This is a genomic window from Streptococcus sp. HMSC062B01, from assembly GCF_001811085.1.
Classification (GTDB): Bacteria; Bacillota; Bacilli; order Lactobacillales; family Streptococcaceae; genus Streptococcus; species Streptococcus gordonii.
On sequence record NZ_KZ672780.1, the window covers coordinates 282,076 to 301,662 of the forward strand.

Genomic DNA, 19,587 nt, shown 5'->3' on the forward strand with positions numbered 1-19,587 from the left:
TATTAAAAATAGATTTTTATTACATATATGCAAGTGAGGTATGCTTATCGTAAAGTCGTCGGGAAAAATTTTAAAAATCATTAGAGAATCAAAGAATATGTCCCTCAAAGAAGTGGCGGCAGGTGATATTTCTGTTGCCCAGCTGTCTCGATATGAACGAGGGATTAGTAGCCTTACAGTTGATTCTTTTTATAGTTGCCTTAGAAATATGTCAGTCTCTTTGGCTGAATTTCAGTATGTTTATCATAACTATAGGGAAGCTGATGATGTTGTGTTGTCTCAAAAACTTTCTGAGGCTCAACGTGAGAATAATATCGTCAAATTAGAAAGTATTTTAGCTGGTTCTGAAGCCATGGCTCAAGAATTTCCAGAAAAAAAGAACTACAAGTTAAATACCATTGTAATCAGGGCTACCTTAACGGCCTGTAATCCAGACTATCAAGTCAGTAAGGAAGACATTGAGTTTTTGACAGATTACCTCTTTTCTGTTGAAGAATGGGGCCGCTATGAGCTTTGGCTCTTTACAAACAGTGTGAACCTATTGACCTTAGAAACACTGGAAACCTTTGCCAGTGAAATGATTAACCGCACTCAATTTTACAATAACCTGCCGGAGAATCGTCGACGGATTATTAAGATGTTACTTAATGTTGTAGGTGTTTGTATAGAGGACAATCATTTACAAGTAGCTATGAAATTTCTTAATTATATTGATAATACAAAAATCCCTGAGACGGATCTTTATGACCGGGTGCTGATCAAATATCATAAGGCTCTTTATTCTTATAAGGTCGGCAATCCTCATGCTCGGAATGATATTGAACAATGTTTGTCAACTTTTGAATATTTAGATTCCTTTGCTCTTGCTCAAAAACTTAAAGAACAATTTGAGCGGATTCAACTAACAGTAGTTGCAGATTTGCAAATAGAATAGAACCTCCTCTGAAAAAGATTAAAATAAGGGTAAAACTTTATACTATTTTCAGAAGGAGGTTTTATGATGGAGAAAAAAGTTCATTATAAAATGCATAAGGTTAAGAAGAACTGGGTAGCGATTGCGGTTACCTCCCTGGCCCTTCTTGTGGCTCCAAAGGCCTTGGGGATTGAATCAGGTGTGATCTATGCGGATGATGCTAATCAAGTGGCCGATGTAAAAGAGCAGTCCGCTGTTCAGAGTAAGGACACGGAGCAAACTACTTCAGACAAAGCAGCTGAACCTTCTCAGCTGGAAGCAAAAGAACAGGCTTCTTCTAGCAAAGAAATCTATCAAGCTAGTGCGGCAACCAATCCAACTGCTAACGAACAGACGACGCAACAGGATAAAGAAGTTGAAACTACAAGAACTGACTCCAGACAGGAATTGACTCAGAAAACGAGTGATGACTCTTCTGAAAAGAATGATTCCTTCCAAGAGCCTAAAGTAGCCGATCAGGCTGAGGCAACTGGCAAAGCTCAAGATGCATTACAGGCTAAACAAGAAAGTAGAGCCAATGATCAGGAAGAAACTACCGAAAATGAAGCAAAAGCTACCGTTTCTGACAGGATTATAGCGACTCCAAAGAAAGGGCGTTTGCCAGAACCAGCCCAAAGAAAAGAATCAATAACCGAGAAAATGCTGGTTGCTCAAGCACAAGCTGCGCCGGTAAATACTGAGCATGATGACGATGTGTTAGCCCATATCAAGACGATTGATGGTAAGAAATACTATGTTCAGGATGATGGCTCAGTTAAGAAAAACTTTGCTGTTGAGCTAAACGGAAAAATTCTTTATTTTGATGCAGAAACCGGGGCTTTGGTTGATTCAAATGAATATCAGTTCCAGCAAGGAACCAGCAGTCTCAATAATGAGTTCACCCAAAAGAATGCTTTTTATGGTACAACTGACAAGGATATTGAGACTGTAGATGGCTATTTGACAGCTGATAGTTGGTATCGTCCAAAGTTCATCTTAAAAGATGGAAAAACATGGACGGCCTCGACAGAAACAGACTTGCGTCCTCTTTTAATGGCTTGGTGGCCTGACAAGCGGACTCAGATTAATTACCTCAACTATATGAATCAAGAAAATCTGGGAATCGGCGCTTTTGAAAGCAAGACCGAGCAAGTTCTTTTAACAAATGCTGTTCAGCAGGTACAGCGAAAAATCGAAGAAAGAATTAGTAAAGAAGGCGACACGAAATGGTTGAGAACTCTGATGAGTGCTTTTGTCAAAACTCAGCCAAATTGGAATATCAAGACAGAATCTGAAACAACTGGGACGAACAAGGACCATCTGCAAGGTGGGGCTCTACTCTATACAAATAGTGATAAGACATCTCATGCCAATTCTAGATATCGTCTGCTTAACCGCACACCAACCAGCCAGACCGGTACGCCTAAATACTTCATCGACAAGTCAAATGGTGGTTATGAATTCCTATTAGCCAATGATTTTGATAACTCTAATCCAGCTATTCAAGCTGAACAGCTTAACTGGCTACACTATATGATGAACTTCGGAAGTATCGTGGCCAATGATCCAACTGCTAACTTTGACGGAGTCCGGGTTGACGCGGTGGACAATGTTAACGCAGACTTGCTTCAGATTGCCTCTGACTACTTTAAGTCCCGCTACAAGGTTGGAGAAAGTGAAGAAGAAGCCATCAAGCATCTGTCTATCTTGGAAGCTTGGTCTGATAACGATCCTGACTATAATAAGGATACCAAGGGCGCTCAACTAGCAATTGATAACAAACTTCGTCTGTCCTTGCTTTATTCGTTCATGCGTAAGCTTTCTATCCGTAGTGGTGTAGAGCCAACGATTACGAACAGTCTGAATGACCGTTCTACTGAAAATAAAAATGGCGAGCGGACGGCTAACTATATCTTTGTCCGTGCTCATGACAGTGAAGTACAAACCGTTATTGCCGACATCATTCGGGAAAATATTAATCCAAATACAGATGGTTTGACCTTTACCATGGATGAGCTCAAGCAAGCATTCAAGATCTACAACGAAGATATGCGCAAGGCCGACAAGAAGTATACGCAGTTCAATATCCCAACTGCCCATGCTCTCATGCTCTCCAATAAAGACTCTATCACTCGGGTCTACTATGGCGACCTCTATACTGATGACGGCCAATACATGGAGAAAAAATCTCCATACCATGACGCTATTGATGCCTTGTTGCGTGCTCGGATTAAGTATGTAGCTGGTGGCCAGGATATGAAAGTCACCTATATGGGTGTGCCTCGCGAGGCTGATAAATGGTCATATAACGGTATCTTGACTTCTGTTCGCTACGGTACGGGTGCTAATGAGGCTACGGATGAAGGTACAGCAGAAACCCGTACCCAAGGGATGGCAGTTATTGCTTCTAATAACCCGAACCTTAAACTGAACGAATGGGATAAACTGCAAGTCAATATGGGAGCAGCCCATAAGAATCAATACTATCGCCCTGTACTTTTGACGACTAAAGATGGTATTTCACGCTATCTAACTGACGAAGAAGTACCGCAATCCCTCTGGAAGAAGACAGATGCCAATGGTATTTTGACCTTTGATATGAATGATATTGCAGGCTACAGTAATGTCCAAGTTTCTGGTTATCTGGCTGTTTGGGTACCAGTTGGTGCTAAAGAGAATCAGGATGCGCGCGTAACAGCCAGCAAGAAGAAAAATGCCAGCGGTCAGGTTTACGAATCTAGTCCTGCTCTTGATTCTCAGCTGATTTACGAAGGCTTCTCTAACTTCCAAGACTTTGCAACTCACGATGACCAGTATACCAATAAAGTCATTGCTAAAAATGTCAACCTCTTCAAGGAATGGGGAGTGACTTCATTTGAGCTGCCGCCTCAGTATGTATCTAGCCAAGATGGTACTTTCCTAGATTCTATCATCCAGAATGGTTATGCCTTTGAAGATCGCTATGATATGGCAATGAGCAAGAACAATAAATATGGTTCTTTAGATGACCTGCTCAATGCTCTCCGTGCTCTTCACAGTGTCAATATCCAAGCCATTGCGGACTGGGTGCCAGACCAAATCTACAACCTGCCAGGTAAGGAAGTGGTAACGGCAACTCGTGTCAATAACTACGGAACCTATCGTGAAGGCGCAGAAATAAAAGAAAAACTTTATGTAGCTAATAGTAAGACCAATGGGACCGACTACCAAGGTAAGTATGGTGGGGCCTTCCTAGATGAGCTTAAAGCTAAGTATCCAGAAATCTTTGAAAGAGTACAGATTTCCAATGGTCAAAAGATGACAACGGACGAGAAGATTACTAAGTGGTCGGCTAAGTACTTCAACGGAACCAATATCTTAGGTCGTGGTGCTTACTATGTTCTTAAAGACTGGGGAAGCAAAGAATACCTGTCTAACAAGAATGGAGAGACAGCATTACCTAAACAGCTGGTCAATAAAGAAGCTTCCACAGGATTTGTAAAAGACACAAATGGCTTTAAGTTCTATTCAACTAGTGGTAATCAAGCTAAAGACACTTTTATCCAGGATGAAAATGGCAATTGGTATTACTTTGATAATCAAGGCTATCTAGTAACAGGAGCTCGTGAGATTGATGGCAAGCAGCTTTACTTCATGAAGAATGGGGTTCAGTTGCGTGATGCTTTACAAGAAGATGAAAATGGCAATCAGTACTACTATGATAAGACTGGTGCCAAGGTTCTCAACCGTTACTACACTTCTGATGGCCAAAACTGGCGTTATTTCGATGCTAATGGTGTTATGGCTAGGGGTCTCGTCAAGATAGGCGATGGACAGCAATACTTTGACCAAAATGGTTATCAAGTTAAGGGTAAGGTTGTACGTGCTAAGGATGGCAAACTTCGATACTTTGACAAGGATTCAGGAAATGCTGTCATCAATCGTTTTGCTCAGGGTGACAATCCAAGTGATTGGTACTATTTCGGAGCAGATGGTGTCGCTCTAACAGGCCTTCAAAAGATTGGTCAGCAAACTCTTTACTTTGACCAAGATGGCAAGCAGGTCAAGGGTCAAGTAGTGACTTTAGCTGATAAATCTATCCGTTACTTCGATGCCAATTCAGGAGAGATGGCCGTCAACAAATTTGCAGAAGGTGCTAAAAATGAATGGTATTACTTTGACCAAGACGGCAAAGCTGTAACAGGTCTCCAAACGATCAACAGGCAGGTTCTCTACTTCGGTCAAGATGGCAAGCAAATCAAGGGTCAAGTAGTGGCGTTAGCAGACAAGAGTATTCGTTACTTTGATGCCAATTCAGGAGAGATGGCCGTCAACAAATTTGCAGAAGGTGCTAAAAATGAATGGTATTACTTTGACCAAGACGGAAAGGCTGTAACAGGACTTCAAACGATCAACAATCAAGTTCTCTATTTCGGCCAAGACGGTAAGCAGGTCAAGGGTCAAGTTGTCTATGTTAATGGTGCTGAACGATACTTTGATCCGAAGTCAGGTGATATGGTTCGCAACAAATGGATTCGTCTAGAAGACGGAACCTGGATGTACTTTGACCGAAATGGTAGAGGCAGACACTTTGGCAGAAACTAATCAAGAAAGAGCATAAGCCAAATGACACTTGATCTTTTAGCTTTCCATGACTCAAAAAAACGATAACTCCTTATTTGGAAGTTGTCGTTTTTTACTGTCTAAAATAAGACTGCTTTTAACTCAAAGTCAATAGAATTGCATTCATCGGATTTATTTTATCTCTTTCTTTTTTCAATAGATAAGAGCAGAGCGATTACGCCGATAAAGCTGAAGATTAGCCAGCTAGCATTCATATTCCAAAGAGCTAGACTGGAGAAAATCATAGTTCCCAGAGGAACGGAGAAGGAAAAGAGCAAACTTAGAAAGCTGGACGTCTGAGCGAGAACATCGGAAGGTAGCTTACTTAGCAAGAGGGTGTTGATTTTGGGATTGATCTTGCCGGAAGCATAAGCAAGAAAAAATCCAAAAATAATACCGACGAAAACGGGCAGATGTAAGAAGTTGCTGATAGCAAGCAGAATCATCATAACAGCGGCCCATATGATGAGCTGATTTAGTGATAGACGGCTGAAGTAATCGTTGGGAGTCAAACTAGCAATGATCATAGCTAGGACAAGCGTCGTCTGAAGAATCAAGAGCGACTGGCTAAAAGATAGATGAAAGATGGGGTTGTCTAGCAAATAGAGATTATAAAGTGCTATAAGAGAACCTGCCATAGCGTTAATGACCAAGATTTGAGCCAGCAACTTGAGAAAGTTGTTAGAGCCCTCCTGCTCAAAGATGAGTTTAGAAGATGTATACATTTTTTTCAGTTCTTCCTTGAGAGGAGGTTTATTCTCAGAAATGGTTACCGGATCATGGGTCAATCGACGTCGGACTAGATAGAGGGTAGTAGAGGAGAGTAGGAAGGTTAAAGAATTGACTAAAGCTACTAGGAAAAAGTTTTGCTGGCTGATCGCTAAGAGCCAAACTCCTAAAGCCTGACCAGCTAGACTACAAAGAAAACTGATAAGCTGGGTAAAGGAGAAGGCCTCCATTAGATCTTGCTCGGGAATGTTCTTTTTCAAAATTGGCATTTGCAGACCACTTCGATAGTCGCTGATAATATCAGAAAGAATATTCATGAAGCAGACCACTGAAAAGGCTAGATATGAGCTAGAGCGAGTCATAAAGGCGACAAGAACAAATAGCAGGGCTTGTACATAACCAAAATGAATCAGCCAGCGAGCTTTATGGATGGTCTTATCTGCTTTGATGCCGACGAAAATAGTAAAGAAGGTCGGAACCAGGACGATAAAATTAGCCACAGCAATAGCAAACTTGGGGCTAGGCATGCTGGAGGCAAATACAACAAAAACAATATTGAAAATAGAAGCTCCCAGGGTGTTGAAGATTCGGGAGAGGCTAATAAAAGAAAATAATTTATTCCGTAAGGCAAGTTTCATAAAAATCTCCTTTAGTAATGAATGGTTTGAAAGATTTTTCAAAAATAGTCAATAACTACAAGGCCTTGATAGTTTTGATTATAGCAGGAAAAGTCTTGATTTCAATAGCTTTTCCGCAAGTGGTCAAGTCTCCTAGGTAAGTGGTCAGGTTCTAAAAGTGACTTGCGAGAGCTCTTTCTAGTTTTAGTATAAAATAAAAGATTTAAGAAGCAGAAAATGTTGCATATATTCAACGAATTTGATGGAAGTTATTGAAATTAGTAAGCTAGAGATCGTCTAGTATCAAAAAATCTCCACTTTTTAACTCAAAATCGTCGAGTTTAAAAGTGGAGGTTCGTTTTATTTACTATATTTTTGAAAAGCAGCTTCAAGAGCTTCTTGGTAGTAGTCGGCGCTATGCTGGCAGTCTAAGATATGGAAGATATCAACTGCCTTTTCCATCTGGGCGAGCCCTTCTTTCTTTTGTCCTTTCAAACAAGCTAACTCTCCCTGAGCAAAGAGGTAGACAATTCGAAAGTAAGTCTCATTTTCTTCATAAAAGTGTCGCTCGATTACTTGTTGAAAAAAGTCTGCATGGGTGATATTTTCCTGACTGATGGCTAGAAGATAGCCATTTAAAAAAGTGGTATGCAAGGTGTTGCGATTGTTGGCAAATAAGGCTGTAAAATCATTTCTTGAGAGGATTTCTTTGGTGTATTGGGAAAACAAGTCTAGAGATAAAACCGGAGTGCAGATAGAAAAAAGCTTCAGTTCATAGCGACCCCAAATATCAACTGAAAAGAGATAATCATGGAGGAAATCTAGCTCGTCTGGACTAGCTTTTCAGATTCCTTGAGGGCACAGAGGTAGGCCTTTACAATCAGGCGCTCAACCCAATCATTTGCCTCTTTAGAATTTTGACTAATTTTTTTCTTCTCTAGATAGAGTTCTTCTAATAAGTCATGCTGATTAGCTTGGAGTAGATCTTGAATGTGACTTAGGAGTTCCTTGTGAGAATGATGATCCTGGATGCCAGCTGCAACTGTGAATTCTTCTGTTTCTGTGTGGATAGCGCTGAGAGCGCTGAAAAGTTTCTGAGCTGATAGCTCGCTCTGACCATTTTCAAAGCGGGAAAGCATGGACTTGGAGAATTCTCCGCCAGTGGCTTCAGATAAAGAGATGTGCCTTGCCTCTCGAAAAAACCTAAAAACTTGTCCTAGTTGTTTCATTGTCTTCCTCCTTGCCATTTATTATAACAAAATAATTTTCAATAACATCGGAGCGCTTAAACATGATATAATAAAAGAAAAAAACAAAGAGGAACTTATGTTAAATATACAAGAAATTCGCAAAAATCCAGATGGTTTGGCTTTTGAAAAGAAGCTAGACTTGGCTGAAGAATTAAAAGAACGCAATGCTGAGATTTTAGACGTTCAGGATATTGTTGCTAGTGGTAGAGCCCAGTATGAGGATGGACTCTATTTCTTAGATTATGAACTTTCTTATACCATTACATTGGCTTCTAGTCGCAGTATGGAGCCCGTAGAGAGGAAAGAGTCTTATCTGGTTAATGAAATTTTCATGGAAGATGGACAAGTTGCTTCTCAGGAAATGATTGACCAGGATCTGGTGCTTCCCATTGAAAATGGCGAGATAAATGTTGCAGAAAGTGTAGCTGACAATATCCTTTTGAATATTCCCCTAAAAGTTTTGACAGTTGCTGAAGAGGCTGGCTCAGACTTGCCAACAGGAAGAGATTGGCAGGTTATGACGGAGGAAGATTATCAGAAATACCAAGCGGAAAAAAAAGAAGAGAATAGTCCATTTGCAGGTTTACAAGGTCTTTTTGATGAATGAGGAATAAAATTTTCTAGAAAAAAATTGGAATTAAAAGATAATTTGGTATACTAAGATAATAAAATAAATTGGACAAGCTTTCTTGTCGAAAAAGGAGTTATTATGGATACATTTTTCTTTCCAACTTGGCTGATCCTCGGTGCAATTATTTTAGTTATTGTACTTGTTCTTTTGGCTAAGGGATATGTCAATGCTCGCCCTAACGAAGTAGTCGTCATCACAGGTCTTCGCAAACAACGCCATTTGCGAGGTAAGGCTGGATTTATGATTCCTTTTGTTGAACAACGCTCTTATCTGGATATTGAGCAGTTCTCAACAGATGTTCGTACGTCTGAGGCGGTGCCAACTCTAGACTTCATTAATGTTCGTGCTGATGCAGCAGTTAAGCTGAAAATCGGAACGACTGACGAAATGATTGCTCGCGCGGCAGAAAACTTCCTTAATTGGAATACAACTGATATTTCTAACTCTGTTCAAGATGTCTTGGAAGGAAATCTTCGTGAAGTAATCGGTCAGATGGAATTACGCAAGATGGTCAATGACCGTCAGGAATTTGCCTCAAAAGTTCAGGACAACGTAGCTCCGGATCTGGCTAAGATGGGATTAGAAGTCATTGCCTTTACCGTTCAGTCTTTCTCTGACGAAGGTGGTGTGATTGATAATCTCGGTATCGAAAATGTCGAAACCATCAAAAAAGATGCCCTAATTGCAAAAGCCAAAGCGGAACGTGAGCGCAAGGAAGTAGAAGCTGAGCAAGACAAATTGGCTAACGATAAGCGCGTAGCTGCTGACTTAGAAATCGCTCAAAAGCAAAATGAGTTGAAACTGAAGCAAGCAGCCCTCAAGCAGGAAGCAGACATTGCGCAAGCTAAGGCTGATGCAGCTAAAGGGATTGAGGCAGAAATTCAACGTCGTGAGCAAGAGCGCGTGGCTGCTGAAGCTAACATCATGAAGCAAGAGAAAGAAGCTGAAGTCAAGGAACGTGAAGTTAAGGTTCGTGAGCAAGAACTGGATGCTAACATCCGCAAACAGGCTGAGGCTGAAAAATACTCTCGCCAACAAGCGGCAGAAGCACAATTGATTGAGCGTCAACGTCAAGCCGAGGCAGAACTCTTTGAAACACAAAAAGAAGCAGAAGCCCGCAAGGCTCAAGCCGAGGCAGAAAAATTTGCGCAACTGCAAGAAGCCGAAGCTATTGAAGCTAAAGGACGTGCTGAAGCGGAAGCTATTCGTCTTAAGCTAGAAGCAGAAGCTCAAGGTTTGGATAAAAAAGCTGAAGCCATGAAGAAGATGCAAGAAGCAGCCATTACTGAGATGATTGTAGACAAACTGCCAGAAATTGCCCGTGCTGTAGCAGAGCCGCTTACTAAAGTGGACAAAATCACCATGTATGGTGAAGGCAATGCTTCTAAGATGGTTGGTGATATCATGCAGAGTATTGACCAAGTATCGCAAGGTGCAGGCTTCGACATCCGTCAACTCCTAGCAGGCGCTCTTGGTGTTAATATGACTGTCAATAAGCTTAAACAAGATGAACAGCCAGTGATTGAAGCTAAAGAAATTACGACTGATGACAAGAAATAAAAAATGATTAGGATGAGGCTCGCCTTCATCCTATTTTTACCCAGGGGATTTTCTTCTTCGAACATTTCAAGATAAATTCTTTATTTTATAGCTTAAACATGATAAAATAAAACAAACTAACTATAGGAGAAAAAAATGACTAAAGCAAATTTTGGTGTTGTTGGTATGGCCGTTATGGGTCGTAACCTTGCTCTCAATATTGAATCTCGTGGCTATACAGTAGCCATCTACAATCGTTCAGCAAACAAAACAGAAGATGTAATTGCTTGCCATCCAGAAAAGAACTTTGTGCCAAGCTATGACGTTGAAAGCTTTGTAAATTCAATCGAAAAACCTCGTCGTATCATGCTGATGGTTCAAGCTGGACCTGGTACAGATGCAACCATCCAAGCCCTTCTTCCACACTTGGATAAAGGCGATATCTTAATTGACGGAGGGAACACTTTCTATAAAGATACTATCCGTCGTAACGAAGAGTTAGCAAACTCAGGCATCAACTTTATCGGTACTGGTGTCTCTGGTGGAGAAAAAGGTGCCCTCGAAGGTCCTTCTATCATGCCTGGTGGACAAAAAGAAGCTTATGAATTGGTAGCAGATGTTCTCGAAGAAATCTCTGCTAAAGCACCAGAAGATGGTAAACCATGTGTGACTTACATCGGTCCTGACGGAGCTGGTCACTATGTGAAAATGGTCCACAACGGTATCGAGTATGGTGATATGCAATTGATTGCAGAAAGTTACGACCTCATGCAACACTTGCTCGGTCTTTCTGCAGAAGACATGGCTGAAATTTTTACTGAGTGGAACAAGGGTGAATTGGACAGCTACTTGATCGAAATCACAGCTGATATCTTGAGTCGCAAAGACGATGAAGGTCAAGATGGTCCAATCGTAGACTACATTCTTGATGCTGCAGGAAACAAAGGAACTGGTAAATGGACCAGCCAATCAGCACTTGACCTCGGTGTGCCATTGTCACTCATTACTGAGTCCGTGTTTGCCCGCTATATTTCAGCTTACAAAGAAGAACGTGTACATGCTAGCAAAGTCTTACCAAAACCAGCTACTTTCAAATTTGAAGGAGATAAAGCTGAGTTGATAGAAAAGATCCGTCAAGCTCTTTATTTCTCAAAAATCATCTCATATGCACAAGGTTTTGCTCAATTGCGTGTGGCTTCTCGTGAAAACAATTGGAACCTACCGTTTGCGGATATCGCTTCTATCTGGCGCGATGGCTGTATCATCCGTTCACGTTTCTTGCAAAAGATTACAGATGCTTATAACCGTGATGCTGACTTAGCTAACTTGCTTTTGGATGAATACTTCCTTGATGTAACAGCTAAATATCAGCAATCTGTGCGTGATATCGTAGCTCTTGCCGTTCAAGCAGGTGTTCCAGTGCCAACTTTCTCAGCAGCCATTACTTACTTTGATAGCTACCGTTCGGCAGATCTACCTGCTAACTTGATCCAAGCACAACGTGACTACTTTGGTGCTCACACTTACCAACGTAAAGATAAAGAAGGTACCTTCCACTATTCTTGGTACGACGAAAAATAGGACGACAGGTCAATGGCGAAGCGGATTTTATTAGTTGAAAATGAAAAGAATCTAGCACGATTTATCATGCTGGAATTACAAAAGGAAAGTTATCAAGTAGACCTAGCGGAAACAGGACAAGAGGGACTAGCTCTAGCAAAGGAAAACGATTATGATTTACTTTTACTAAATAATCAGTTTGCTGATGGAACAGCCTTTGCCTTTGCTCAACAATTAAGTTTATTAAAACCAGCTGCAGTAATCATTGTAATGGTGAGCCGAGAGGAGATTGCGGATTCGGCTGAAGAGATTCAGCAGTTTGCAGTTTCTTATATGGTAAAACCCTTTATTATTAGTGATCTGGTTGATAAAATATCTGCTATTTTTCGTGGTCGAGATTTTATTGATCAGAAATGTAGCCAGTTAAAAGTTCCTACTGCTTATCGTAATTTGCGGGTTGATTTGAAAAATCATACGGTTTATCGAGGAGAAGAAATTATTGCTTTGACGAGACGAGAGTACGATTTACTAGTGACTCTAATGAGCAGTAATAAGGTGATGAGCCGTGAGCAACTGTTAGACCGAGTGTGGAAGTATGAAAGTGCATCTGAGACTAATATAGTGGATGTATATATTCGTTACCTCCGTAGTAAAATCGATCTTCCAGGACAAGAAAGTTATATTAAAACCGTTCGTGGAATTGGTTATTCCATGCAGGGTTAATCTATAAAAACTCTAATTCTTTGAGAATTGGAGTTTTTTAATATGATTTTTAGTAGAAATTAGACTAATTCACGCAATCGTTTGCTTAAAATTTATAGACTGGGTTTACTTGTTGAAAGACAAAAAAGAAGTCACAATCTATATTATTATGTTGACTATAGACCTCGCGCAGCCTGGTAAATCAGCTTTTTTTGCGAGTAGATGAAAATTAGGGTAAAAAAAGTGATAATAAAAGAGGAAATAATAAAATTTAAAATTTTTTTATGAAAACCCTTTACAAAATTAAAAAAAGTGATAAAATAGTAGTGTGCAATGCAAACGATTTCATATAGAAGTTTGTAAAAAAGAAGGAGGTCTGGATGATGAAAAATTCATTCAAGAACATTTTTAGCTTTGAATTTTGGCAGAAATTCGGTAAAGCTTTAATGGTGGTCGTTGCGGTTATGCCCGCAGCTGGTCTAATGATTAGTATTGGTAAGTCGCTTCCAATGATTAATCCTAATTTTGGTGTGTTGGTAACGACAGGTGGCGTTTTAGAGCAAATTGGTTGGGGTGTTATTGGGAACCTCCACGTTCTATTTGCTCTTGCAATTGGGGGAAGCTGGGCTAAAGAGCGTGCCGGTGGTGCCTTTGCTGCAGGTTTATCTTTTATCCTGATTAACCGTATCACTGGTGTGATGTTTGGTGTTACTAGTGACCTGCTAAAAAAACCAGATGCAACTGTTCACACTCTTTTAGGTGGAACAATTAAAGTTTCTGATTATTTTATCAGCGTTTTAGAATCGCCTGCCCTAAACATGGGTGTATTTGTCGGAATTATCGCTGGTTTTGTTGGAGCAACTGCTTACAACAAATACTATAACTTCCGTAAATTGCCAGATGCACTTTCATTCTTTAACGGGAAACGTTTTGTTCCGTTTGTTGTAATTCTTCGTTCTGCGATTGTTGCGATTGTACTTTCATTTGTATGGCCAGTTATCCAAACTGGAATCAATAACTTTGGTATTTGGATCGCCAACTCACAAGATACCGCGCCGGTTTTTGCGCCATTCTTGTATGGTACTTTGGAACGTCTCTTGCTTCCATTTGGATTGCACCATATGTTGACAATCCCAATGAACTATACTGCTCTTGGTGGAACATATGAGGTGTTAACTGGTGCAGCAAAAGGTACACAAGTATTCGGACAAGACCCACTTTGGCTTGCTTGGGTAACTGACCTTGTTAACCTTAAAGGTTCAAATATGGCAAGCTACAATCAATTACTTGAAGCATACCATCCAGCCCGCTTTAAAGTTGGACAAATGATTGGTTCATTTGGTATTTTGATTGGGGTAGCTGCAGCTATCTACCACAATGTGGATGCTGACAAGAAGCACAAATATAAAGGTATGATGATTGCGACTGCATTGGCAACCTTCTTGACTGGGGTTACTGAGCCAATCGAGTACATGTTCATGTTTGTTGCGACTCCGCTTTACTTGATCTACTCACTTGTTCAAGGTGCTGCTTTTGCAATGGCAGACATCGTTAACCTTCGTGTACACTCATTCGGTTCTATCGAATTCTTAACTCGTACACCATTGGCAATCAATGCTGGTTTGGGAATGGATATCATTAACTTTATTTGGGTAACAATCCTCTTTGGAGTTATCATGTACTTCATTGCAAACTTCATGATTAAGAAATTCAACTACGCAACTCCAGGACGTAACGGTAACTATGAAACTGCAGATGGATCAGATGAAGCTTCTTCAGCAGAAGCTGGCAGTGGCAAGGTTGCAGAAGCATCTCAAGCAGTCAATGTTATCAATTTGCTAGGTGGTCGTGCTAATATCGTTGACGTAGATGCATGTATGACTCGTCTTCGTGTGACTGTCAAGGATGCTGAAAAAGTTGGAACTGAAGAGCAATGGAAAGCTGAAGGCGCTATGGGCTTGGTTATGAAAGGTCAAGGTGTTCAGGCTATCTATGGACCAAAAGCTGACGTTCTTAAATCTGATATCCAAGACTTGCTGGATTCTGGTGAAGTGATTCCTGAAACTCTTCCTAGCCAAAAAGCAGAATCAGCAGCTACTGAAGTTGCCTACAAAGGTGTAACAGAAGAAGTAGAAACTGTTGCAGATGGTCAAGTCATTGCAATTGATGATGTTAAAGATCCAGTATTCTCACAAAAGATGATGGGTGATGGATTTGCTGTTGAGCCAGAAAATGGTAAGATTTACTCACCTGTTTCTGGTACTGTAACAAGTGTATTCCCTACGAAACATGCTTTAGGTCTTTTGACAGAAAATGGTTTAGAAGTGTTGGTTCACATCGGTTTAGACACTGTCAGCTTAGAAGGTCAACCATTTGAAGTTCATGTTTCAGAAGGCCAAAAGGTTGCTGCAGGTGATCTACTTGTGACAGCTGATTTGGAAGCTATCAAGGCAGCTGGTCGTGAAACTTCAACAGTTGTTGTCTTCACAAACGCGGCGGCTATTAAGTCTGTGACTGTAGAAAAACTTGGTCAAGCATCTGCTAAGACAGTTGTTGCCAAGGTTGAATTGTAAAATAGAAAAGAGAAATCATGGCGAAATTCCTGACATTAAATACTCATAGTTGGATGGAAGAAGAGCAAGAAACTAAGCTAAATCAGCTTGCAGAACGCATTCTTCAAGAAAAATATGATGTCATTTGCCTGCAGGAAGTCAATCAATTAATGGAGTCTGAACAGGTTGTTCAGGCTCCTTTCTATAAGGCGGTGGAAGGAACGATTGTGATTCATCAAGATCACTTTGCCCTTTGCCTAGTAGAAAAATTGGCAAAAGCAGGACTGGACTATCATTGGTCCTGGGCTTATAACCATATTGGGTTTGACATTTATAATGAAGGTGTGACGATTCTATCCAAGAATCCTTTGACTCCTAAAGAAGTTTTGGTCTCAGAGGTGAATGATCCTAGGGATTACCACACCCGCAAGGTCTTGTTAGCGGAGACTGAGGTAGAGGGTCAATTGATGACTATCGCCTCTTGCCATCTATCTTGGTGGGACAAGGGCTTCCAAGGGGAATGGTCAAAGCTTGAAGAAGAGCTTCTCAAGGTCAAAACCCCTCTGATCCTCATGGGTGACTTTAATAATCCTGTTGATTACGAAGGCTATCAGCATATCTTAAAAAGCCCGCTCAAATTGCAGGATAGTCATAAGGTTGCTCAAAAGATTAGTGGTAGAGCAACAGTTGAAGGCGCCATTGCTGGCTGGGATGGCAACCAAGACGCTCTGAAGATTGATTATATCTTTACCAGCCAAGGCATCCAAATTGAAAGCTCTGCTGTGGTCTTTGACGGAAAGGAAACCCCTGTTGTCAGCGACCATTTCGGTTTAGAAGTAGAAGCAAAATTTTAGAAAAAAATAGTTCCAAGTTAAATGAACTGTACTAGCGAGGTTAGCTTAAAAGCCTAACTTTCGAGTTTCAGTTCAACTTGGAACTTTTTTATTTAAGAGAATATCTTTTTGGGAGAAATTGTCAAATGTTTTTAAATTGCTGTTACTCATCTCTATCCCATCCTCCATTTTTTAATATGCTAGGTGGGTTTAACATTCCAATCAAATCTATTGAAGGTATGTCGGTCTCTTTTTTTAGTATGAAATGTAGGGGAAATACTTTTAACTCTTCTGCGTACTAATTTAGATTTGCCTTACTTTTGTTATGGGCAAAATTATGGTAAAATAGAGTATTAAGATTTGAGGAGGAAATCGTATGCGTTGTCCAAAATGTGGCGGGAGCAAATCCAGTGTTATCGATAGTCGTCAAGCTGAGGATGGAAATACTATTCGTCGCCGTCGTGAATGCGAAGATTGCCAGCATCGATTTACAACTTATGAACGGGTAGAAGAGAGAACCCTAGTTGTTGTCAAAAAGGACGGGACACGTGAGCAATTTTCTCGGGATAAGATTTTTAATGGTATTATTCGCTCTGCTCAAAAACGGCCAGTATCTAGTGATGAGATAGAAGCTTTGGTCAATCGTATTGAACAGAAAGTACGAAGTAGCAGTGAGAATGAAATTAGCAGTGACTTTATCGGGAATCTTGTTATGGATGAACTAGCTGAATTGGATGAGATTACCTATGTTCGTTTCGCCAGTGTTTATCGTAGTTTTAAAGATGTTGGTGAATTAGAAAGTCTGCTCCAGCAAATTACTAAGGGTGTAAAAAAGAAGAGAGAAGAATAGATGAGGCCAAACGATCAGTTTTCTTATTTGAAAAACAATCTGGTTAGTCAAGATACAAACAATCTGATCCGTCTTTATCTGCCGATTATTGGTCGAGAAGCAGTCAGTCTCTATCTGTACTGTCTGGCTTTTTGGGACAACGGTCATCAGGCTTATACATTTGGTCATATTTTGAATCATCTGAATATGGGAATGGAAGTCTTAAAGACGAGCTTTGAACGCTTAAGTGCCATGAACTTGCTAGAACTCTATCAAGGAGAGTCAACTTATCAGATCAAACTTTTTAGTTTGCTTTCGGCGGATGAATTTTTCCAGCATAACGTTTACAAACGACTTTTAGAAAAGAAAATAGGGGAAACGGCAGTTGAAGCTTTAATGGGAAGTCATCCTCAGGGACAACCTTTGGCCAGGAAATTATCGACAGTCTTTGATGTGGAAGATGAAGTCGGAGTGATTAAGAAGAAGCAAGCAGACTTTGATCTGACTAACTTTAAGCGAAGAATGGCTCAGGAAAATTTACGTTTTGCTGATGAAAAAGAAGATTTACTAGATTTGTTTGCTATTGCTGAGCAACAAAATTGGACCTGGTATGAAACCTATGTCTTGGCTAGAGAAACCGCGATTTCACATGTTATTTCTGTCAAGCGTATGAAGCAAAAATTGGCTCAAAAACGTGTCGATGAGAAATTTACTCAGGATGAACAAATCATAATCCGCGCTGCCAAAAGTAAGGTGCCAATGCTTTTCTTAGCAGAGCTTAAAAAAAAGCGTCAGGCAACAATTACCCAATCAGAAAGACAGCTTTTATTGGACTTGGCTAAGTTAGGTCTTTTAGATGAGGTCATCAATATTGTCTTACTTCTGACTTTAAATAAGGTTGATTCAGCCAATCTAAATGAGAAGTACGCTCTAAAAGTCGCCAATGATTTTGCCTATCAAAAGGTGACTAGTGCTGAAGAAGCTGTGATGAAAATTCGCGAGCGCAATCAGCAAATCCAGAGCAGACCAGCTAAATCTAGCCAGCCAGTTGCTAAAAGCAATGTTCCTGACTGGAGCCAGCCGGATTATAAAAATGAAACGAGTGCAGAGAAGCAGGCCGAGCTTGAGGAGCAAAAACGCCGCTTGCTTGCTAAATTAGAACAAGGAGGTGACTAAATGGAAAAGATTGGAGAGACCCTTTCACATAAAAATCCTGCCCGCCAATTCAACTATGAGGAGTTAGTCCGTCAAATCGTAGAAGATCCTGACGTAGCGGATTTTATCCAACAGGAGAAACTTAGTCAATCTGAAATTTCCCGTAGCATCTCGAAGTTCAATCAGTACATCAGTGAACGAAATCGATTTCTACTGGGGGATGAAGCCTATATTGCTAAAGGCTATAAGCCGATTTTGATTAAAAATGCAGGCTATGCGGATGTTTCCTATGAAGAGACAGCTGAGCTGGTCGAGCAGCAAAAGAACGAAGCAATTAAGAGTAGACTAAACCTGATCAATCTGCCTAGTAGCCTCAAGGAAGCTAGTCTGGCACAGGTAGATCTCGATGATGTTGGTCGCTATAAAGCTTTTGAACTGTTGACCAACTTTGTTGCTGAGTTTCCTCATTATCAGAAGGCTGTTTATCTTTACGGAGATTTTGGGGTCGGCAAGAGCTACATGATGGCTGCTCTGGCGCATGATTTGTCAGAAAAACGCAGTGTATCAACAACTCTGCTTCACTATCCGAGCTTTGTTTTGGATGTTAAGAATGCGATCAGTTCCGGCTTGGTCAAGGAGAAGATTGACCAGGTCAAGACAGCTCAAGTGCTGATTTTGGATGATATTGGTGCAGAGCAATCCAGTCCTTGGATGAGGGATGAGATTTTGCAGGTCATTCTCCAGCACCGCATGCAGGAAAATCTGCCAACTTTCTTTACTTCTAACTTTAGTTTTGCGGATTTGGAGCGTCACTTTGCCAGCTCTAAGAATGGCGATGAGACTTGGCAGGCCAAGCGAGTTATGGAGCGAATTAAGTTTCTGGCTCAGGAGGTACGCCTAGAAGGAGAGAACCGCCGATGAATGAAACGATTAACTTGATGAAGTCTCACACGTCTGTTCGCCGCTTTACGGAGGAGCAGATTTCGGATAAGGAATTACGTGCCATCATTGATGCTGGACGGGCTGCTTCCAGTTGGAAGAATTTCCAGTCCTACTCTATCATTGTGGTGCGAAGCAAAGAGAAAAAAGAAGCCCTCTTTGACTTGGTGCCCCAAGAAGCCATTCGGCAGTCTTCGGCCTTCCTGCTTTTTGTTGGCGACCTCAATCGAGCTCAAAAGGGTGTTTGCTTGCATACGGAGGAATTTTACCCTGAAGGGACAGAGAATCTCCTGATTAGCTCAGTAGATGCCGCTTTGGCGGGGCAAAATACTCTCTTAGCAGCTGAAAGTTTGGGTTATGGCGGAGTAATCATTGGACTGGTTCGTTATGCTGCCAGTCAAATAGCGGAGCTTTTTAAGTTACCAGACTACACTTACCCGGTTTTTGGGATTGCTCTGGGGACTCCCAACCAGAACCATGCAGTTAAGCCACGTTTGCCTTATGAAGCAGTGGCCTTTGAGGAAGAATATCGTGAACAGGATGATTCCATTATTCAAGCCTATGACCGCGTTCAGACTGAATATGCCGGCGAGCGAGCTAAGGAAACTTGGAGTCAGCGCCTAGCTGCTCAATTTGGTCAGGAGCCTAATCAGGCTATTGATCAACTATTCAAAGAAAAGAAATTAGAAAAATAGGA

General features: G+C 40.9%; 13 protein-coding genes and 1 pseudogene. 12 read left to right on the forward strand and 2 right to left on the reverse strand.

Annotated elements, in window-relative coordinates; genetic code table 11:
• The first annotated feature begins 40 nt into the window (after positions 1-40).
• Together HMPREF2780_RS04700 and HMPREF2780_RS04705 are read left to right on the forward strand one after the other, a co-directional pair.
• Positions 41-934, forward strand: coding sequence for an XRE/MutR family transcriptional regulator (locus HMPREF2780_RS04700; protein ID WP_199774044.1), 894 nt, complete (start codon positions 41-43; stop codon positions 932-934).
• A 63-nt stretch (positions 935-997) separates the two neighbouring features.
• The gene (locus tag HMPREF2780_RS04705; RefSeq protein ID WP_105026257.1) at positions 998-5,536 is read left to right on the forward strand and encodes a glycoside hydrolase family 70 protein; all 4,539 of its coding nucleotides are present in this window, start codon (positions 998-1,000) and stop codon (positions 5,534-5,536) included.
• Between the two features lie 155 nt (positions 5,537-5,691).
• Here the strand turns inward: HMPREF2780_RS04705 and HMPREF2780_RS04710 are convergent, their stop codons facing one another.
• On the reverse strand, positions 5,692-6,921 hold the full coding sequence (locus HMPREF2780_RS04710) for an MFS transporter (RefSeq protein ID WP_061598473.1): 1,230 nt from the start codon (positions 6,919-6,921) through the stop codon (positions 5,692-5,694).
• Positions 6,922-7,260: 339 nt separating this feature from the next.
• Positions 7,261-8,129 (reverse strand): annotated as a pseudogene (locus tag HMPREF2780_RS04715) (Rgg family transcriptional regulator).
• A 97-nt stretch (positions 8,130-8,226) separates the two neighbouring features.
• On the opposite strand from HMPREF2780_RS04715, the gene HMPREF2780_RS04720 reads away from it, so the two are divergent.
• The 10 genes from HMPREF2780_RS04720 (at position 8,227) to HMPREF2780_RS04765 (ending at position 19,585) form a co-directional block, all read left to right on the forward strand.
• A complete protein-coding gene (locus HMPREF2780_RS04720) occupies positions 8,227-8,757 on the forward strand; it encodes a YceD family protein (protein ID WP_105026258.1) in 531 nt (176 codons plus the stop codon).
• A gap of 102 nt (positions 8,758-8,859) precedes the next feature.
• Positions 8,860-10,341, forward strand: a complete 1,482-nt coding sequence (locus HMPREF2780_RS04725; RefSeq protein ID WP_012000008.1) for a flotillin family protein — start codon at positions 8,860-8,862, stop codon at positions 10,339-10,341.
• 135 nt (positions 10,342-10,476) lie between these two features.
• Positions 10,477-11,901, forward strand: coding sequence for an NADP-dependent phosphogluconate dehydrogenase (gndA, locus tag HMPREF2780_RS04730; protein WP_060970749.1), 1,425 nt, complete (start codon positions 10,477-10,479; stop codon positions 11,899-11,901).
• A gap of 12 nt (positions 11,902-11,913) precedes the next feature.
• The gene (locus HMPREF2780_RS04735) at positions 11,914-12,603 is read left to right on the forward strand and encodes a response regulator transcription factor (RefSeq protein ID WP_012000010.1); all 690 of its coding nucleotides are present in this window, start codon (positions 11,914-11,916) and stop codon (positions 12,601-12,603) included.
• A gap of 359 nt (positions 12,604-12,962) precedes the next feature.
• Positions 12,963-15,155, forward strand: coding sequence for a PTS transporter subunit IIBC (locus tag HMPREF2780_RS04740; RefSeq protein WP_105026259.1), 2,193 nt, complete (start codon positions 12,963-12,965; stop codon positions 15,153-15,155).
• A gap of 17 nt (positions 15,156-15,172) precedes the next feature.
• Positions 15,173-15,988 carry an endonuclease/exonuclease/phosphatase family protein gene (locus HMPREF2780_RS04745; protein WP_105026260.1) on the forward strand — a complete coding sequence of 272 codons (816 nt, stop codon included), beginning with the start codon at positions 15,173-15,175 and terminating at the stop codon, positions 15,986-15,988.
• A gap of 355 nt (positions 15,989-16,343) precedes the next feature.
• Positions 16,344-16,817 carry a transcriptional regulator NrdR gene (gene nrdR, locus HMPREF2780_RS04750; protein WP_008808512.1) on the forward strand — a complete coding sequence of 158 codons (474 nt, stop codon included), beginning with the start codon at positions 16,344-16,346 and terminating at the stop codon, positions 16,815-16,817.
• Positions 16,818-17,972, forward strand: coding sequence for a replication initiation and membrane attachment family protein (locus HMPREF2780_RS04755; RefSeq protein WP_105026261.1), 1,155 nt, complete (start codon positions 16,818-16,820; stop codon positions 17,970-17,972).
• Positions 17,973-18,872, forward strand: coding sequence for a primosomal protein DnaI (gene dnaI / locus HMPREF2780_RS04760; protein WP_105026262.1), 900 nt, complete (start codon positions 17,973-17,975; stop codon positions 18,870-18,872).
• Positions 18,869-19,585: an NADPH-dependent oxidoreductase gene (locus tag HMPREF2780_RS04765; RefSeq protein ID WP_105026263.1), complete on the forward strand. Its 717-nt coding sequence runs from the start codon at positions 18,869-18,871 to the stop codon at positions 19,583-19,585. Before dnaI ends, HMPREF2780_RS04765 begins: the two co-directional genes overlap by 4 nt.
• Positions 19,586-19,587: the final 2 nt, after the last annotated feature.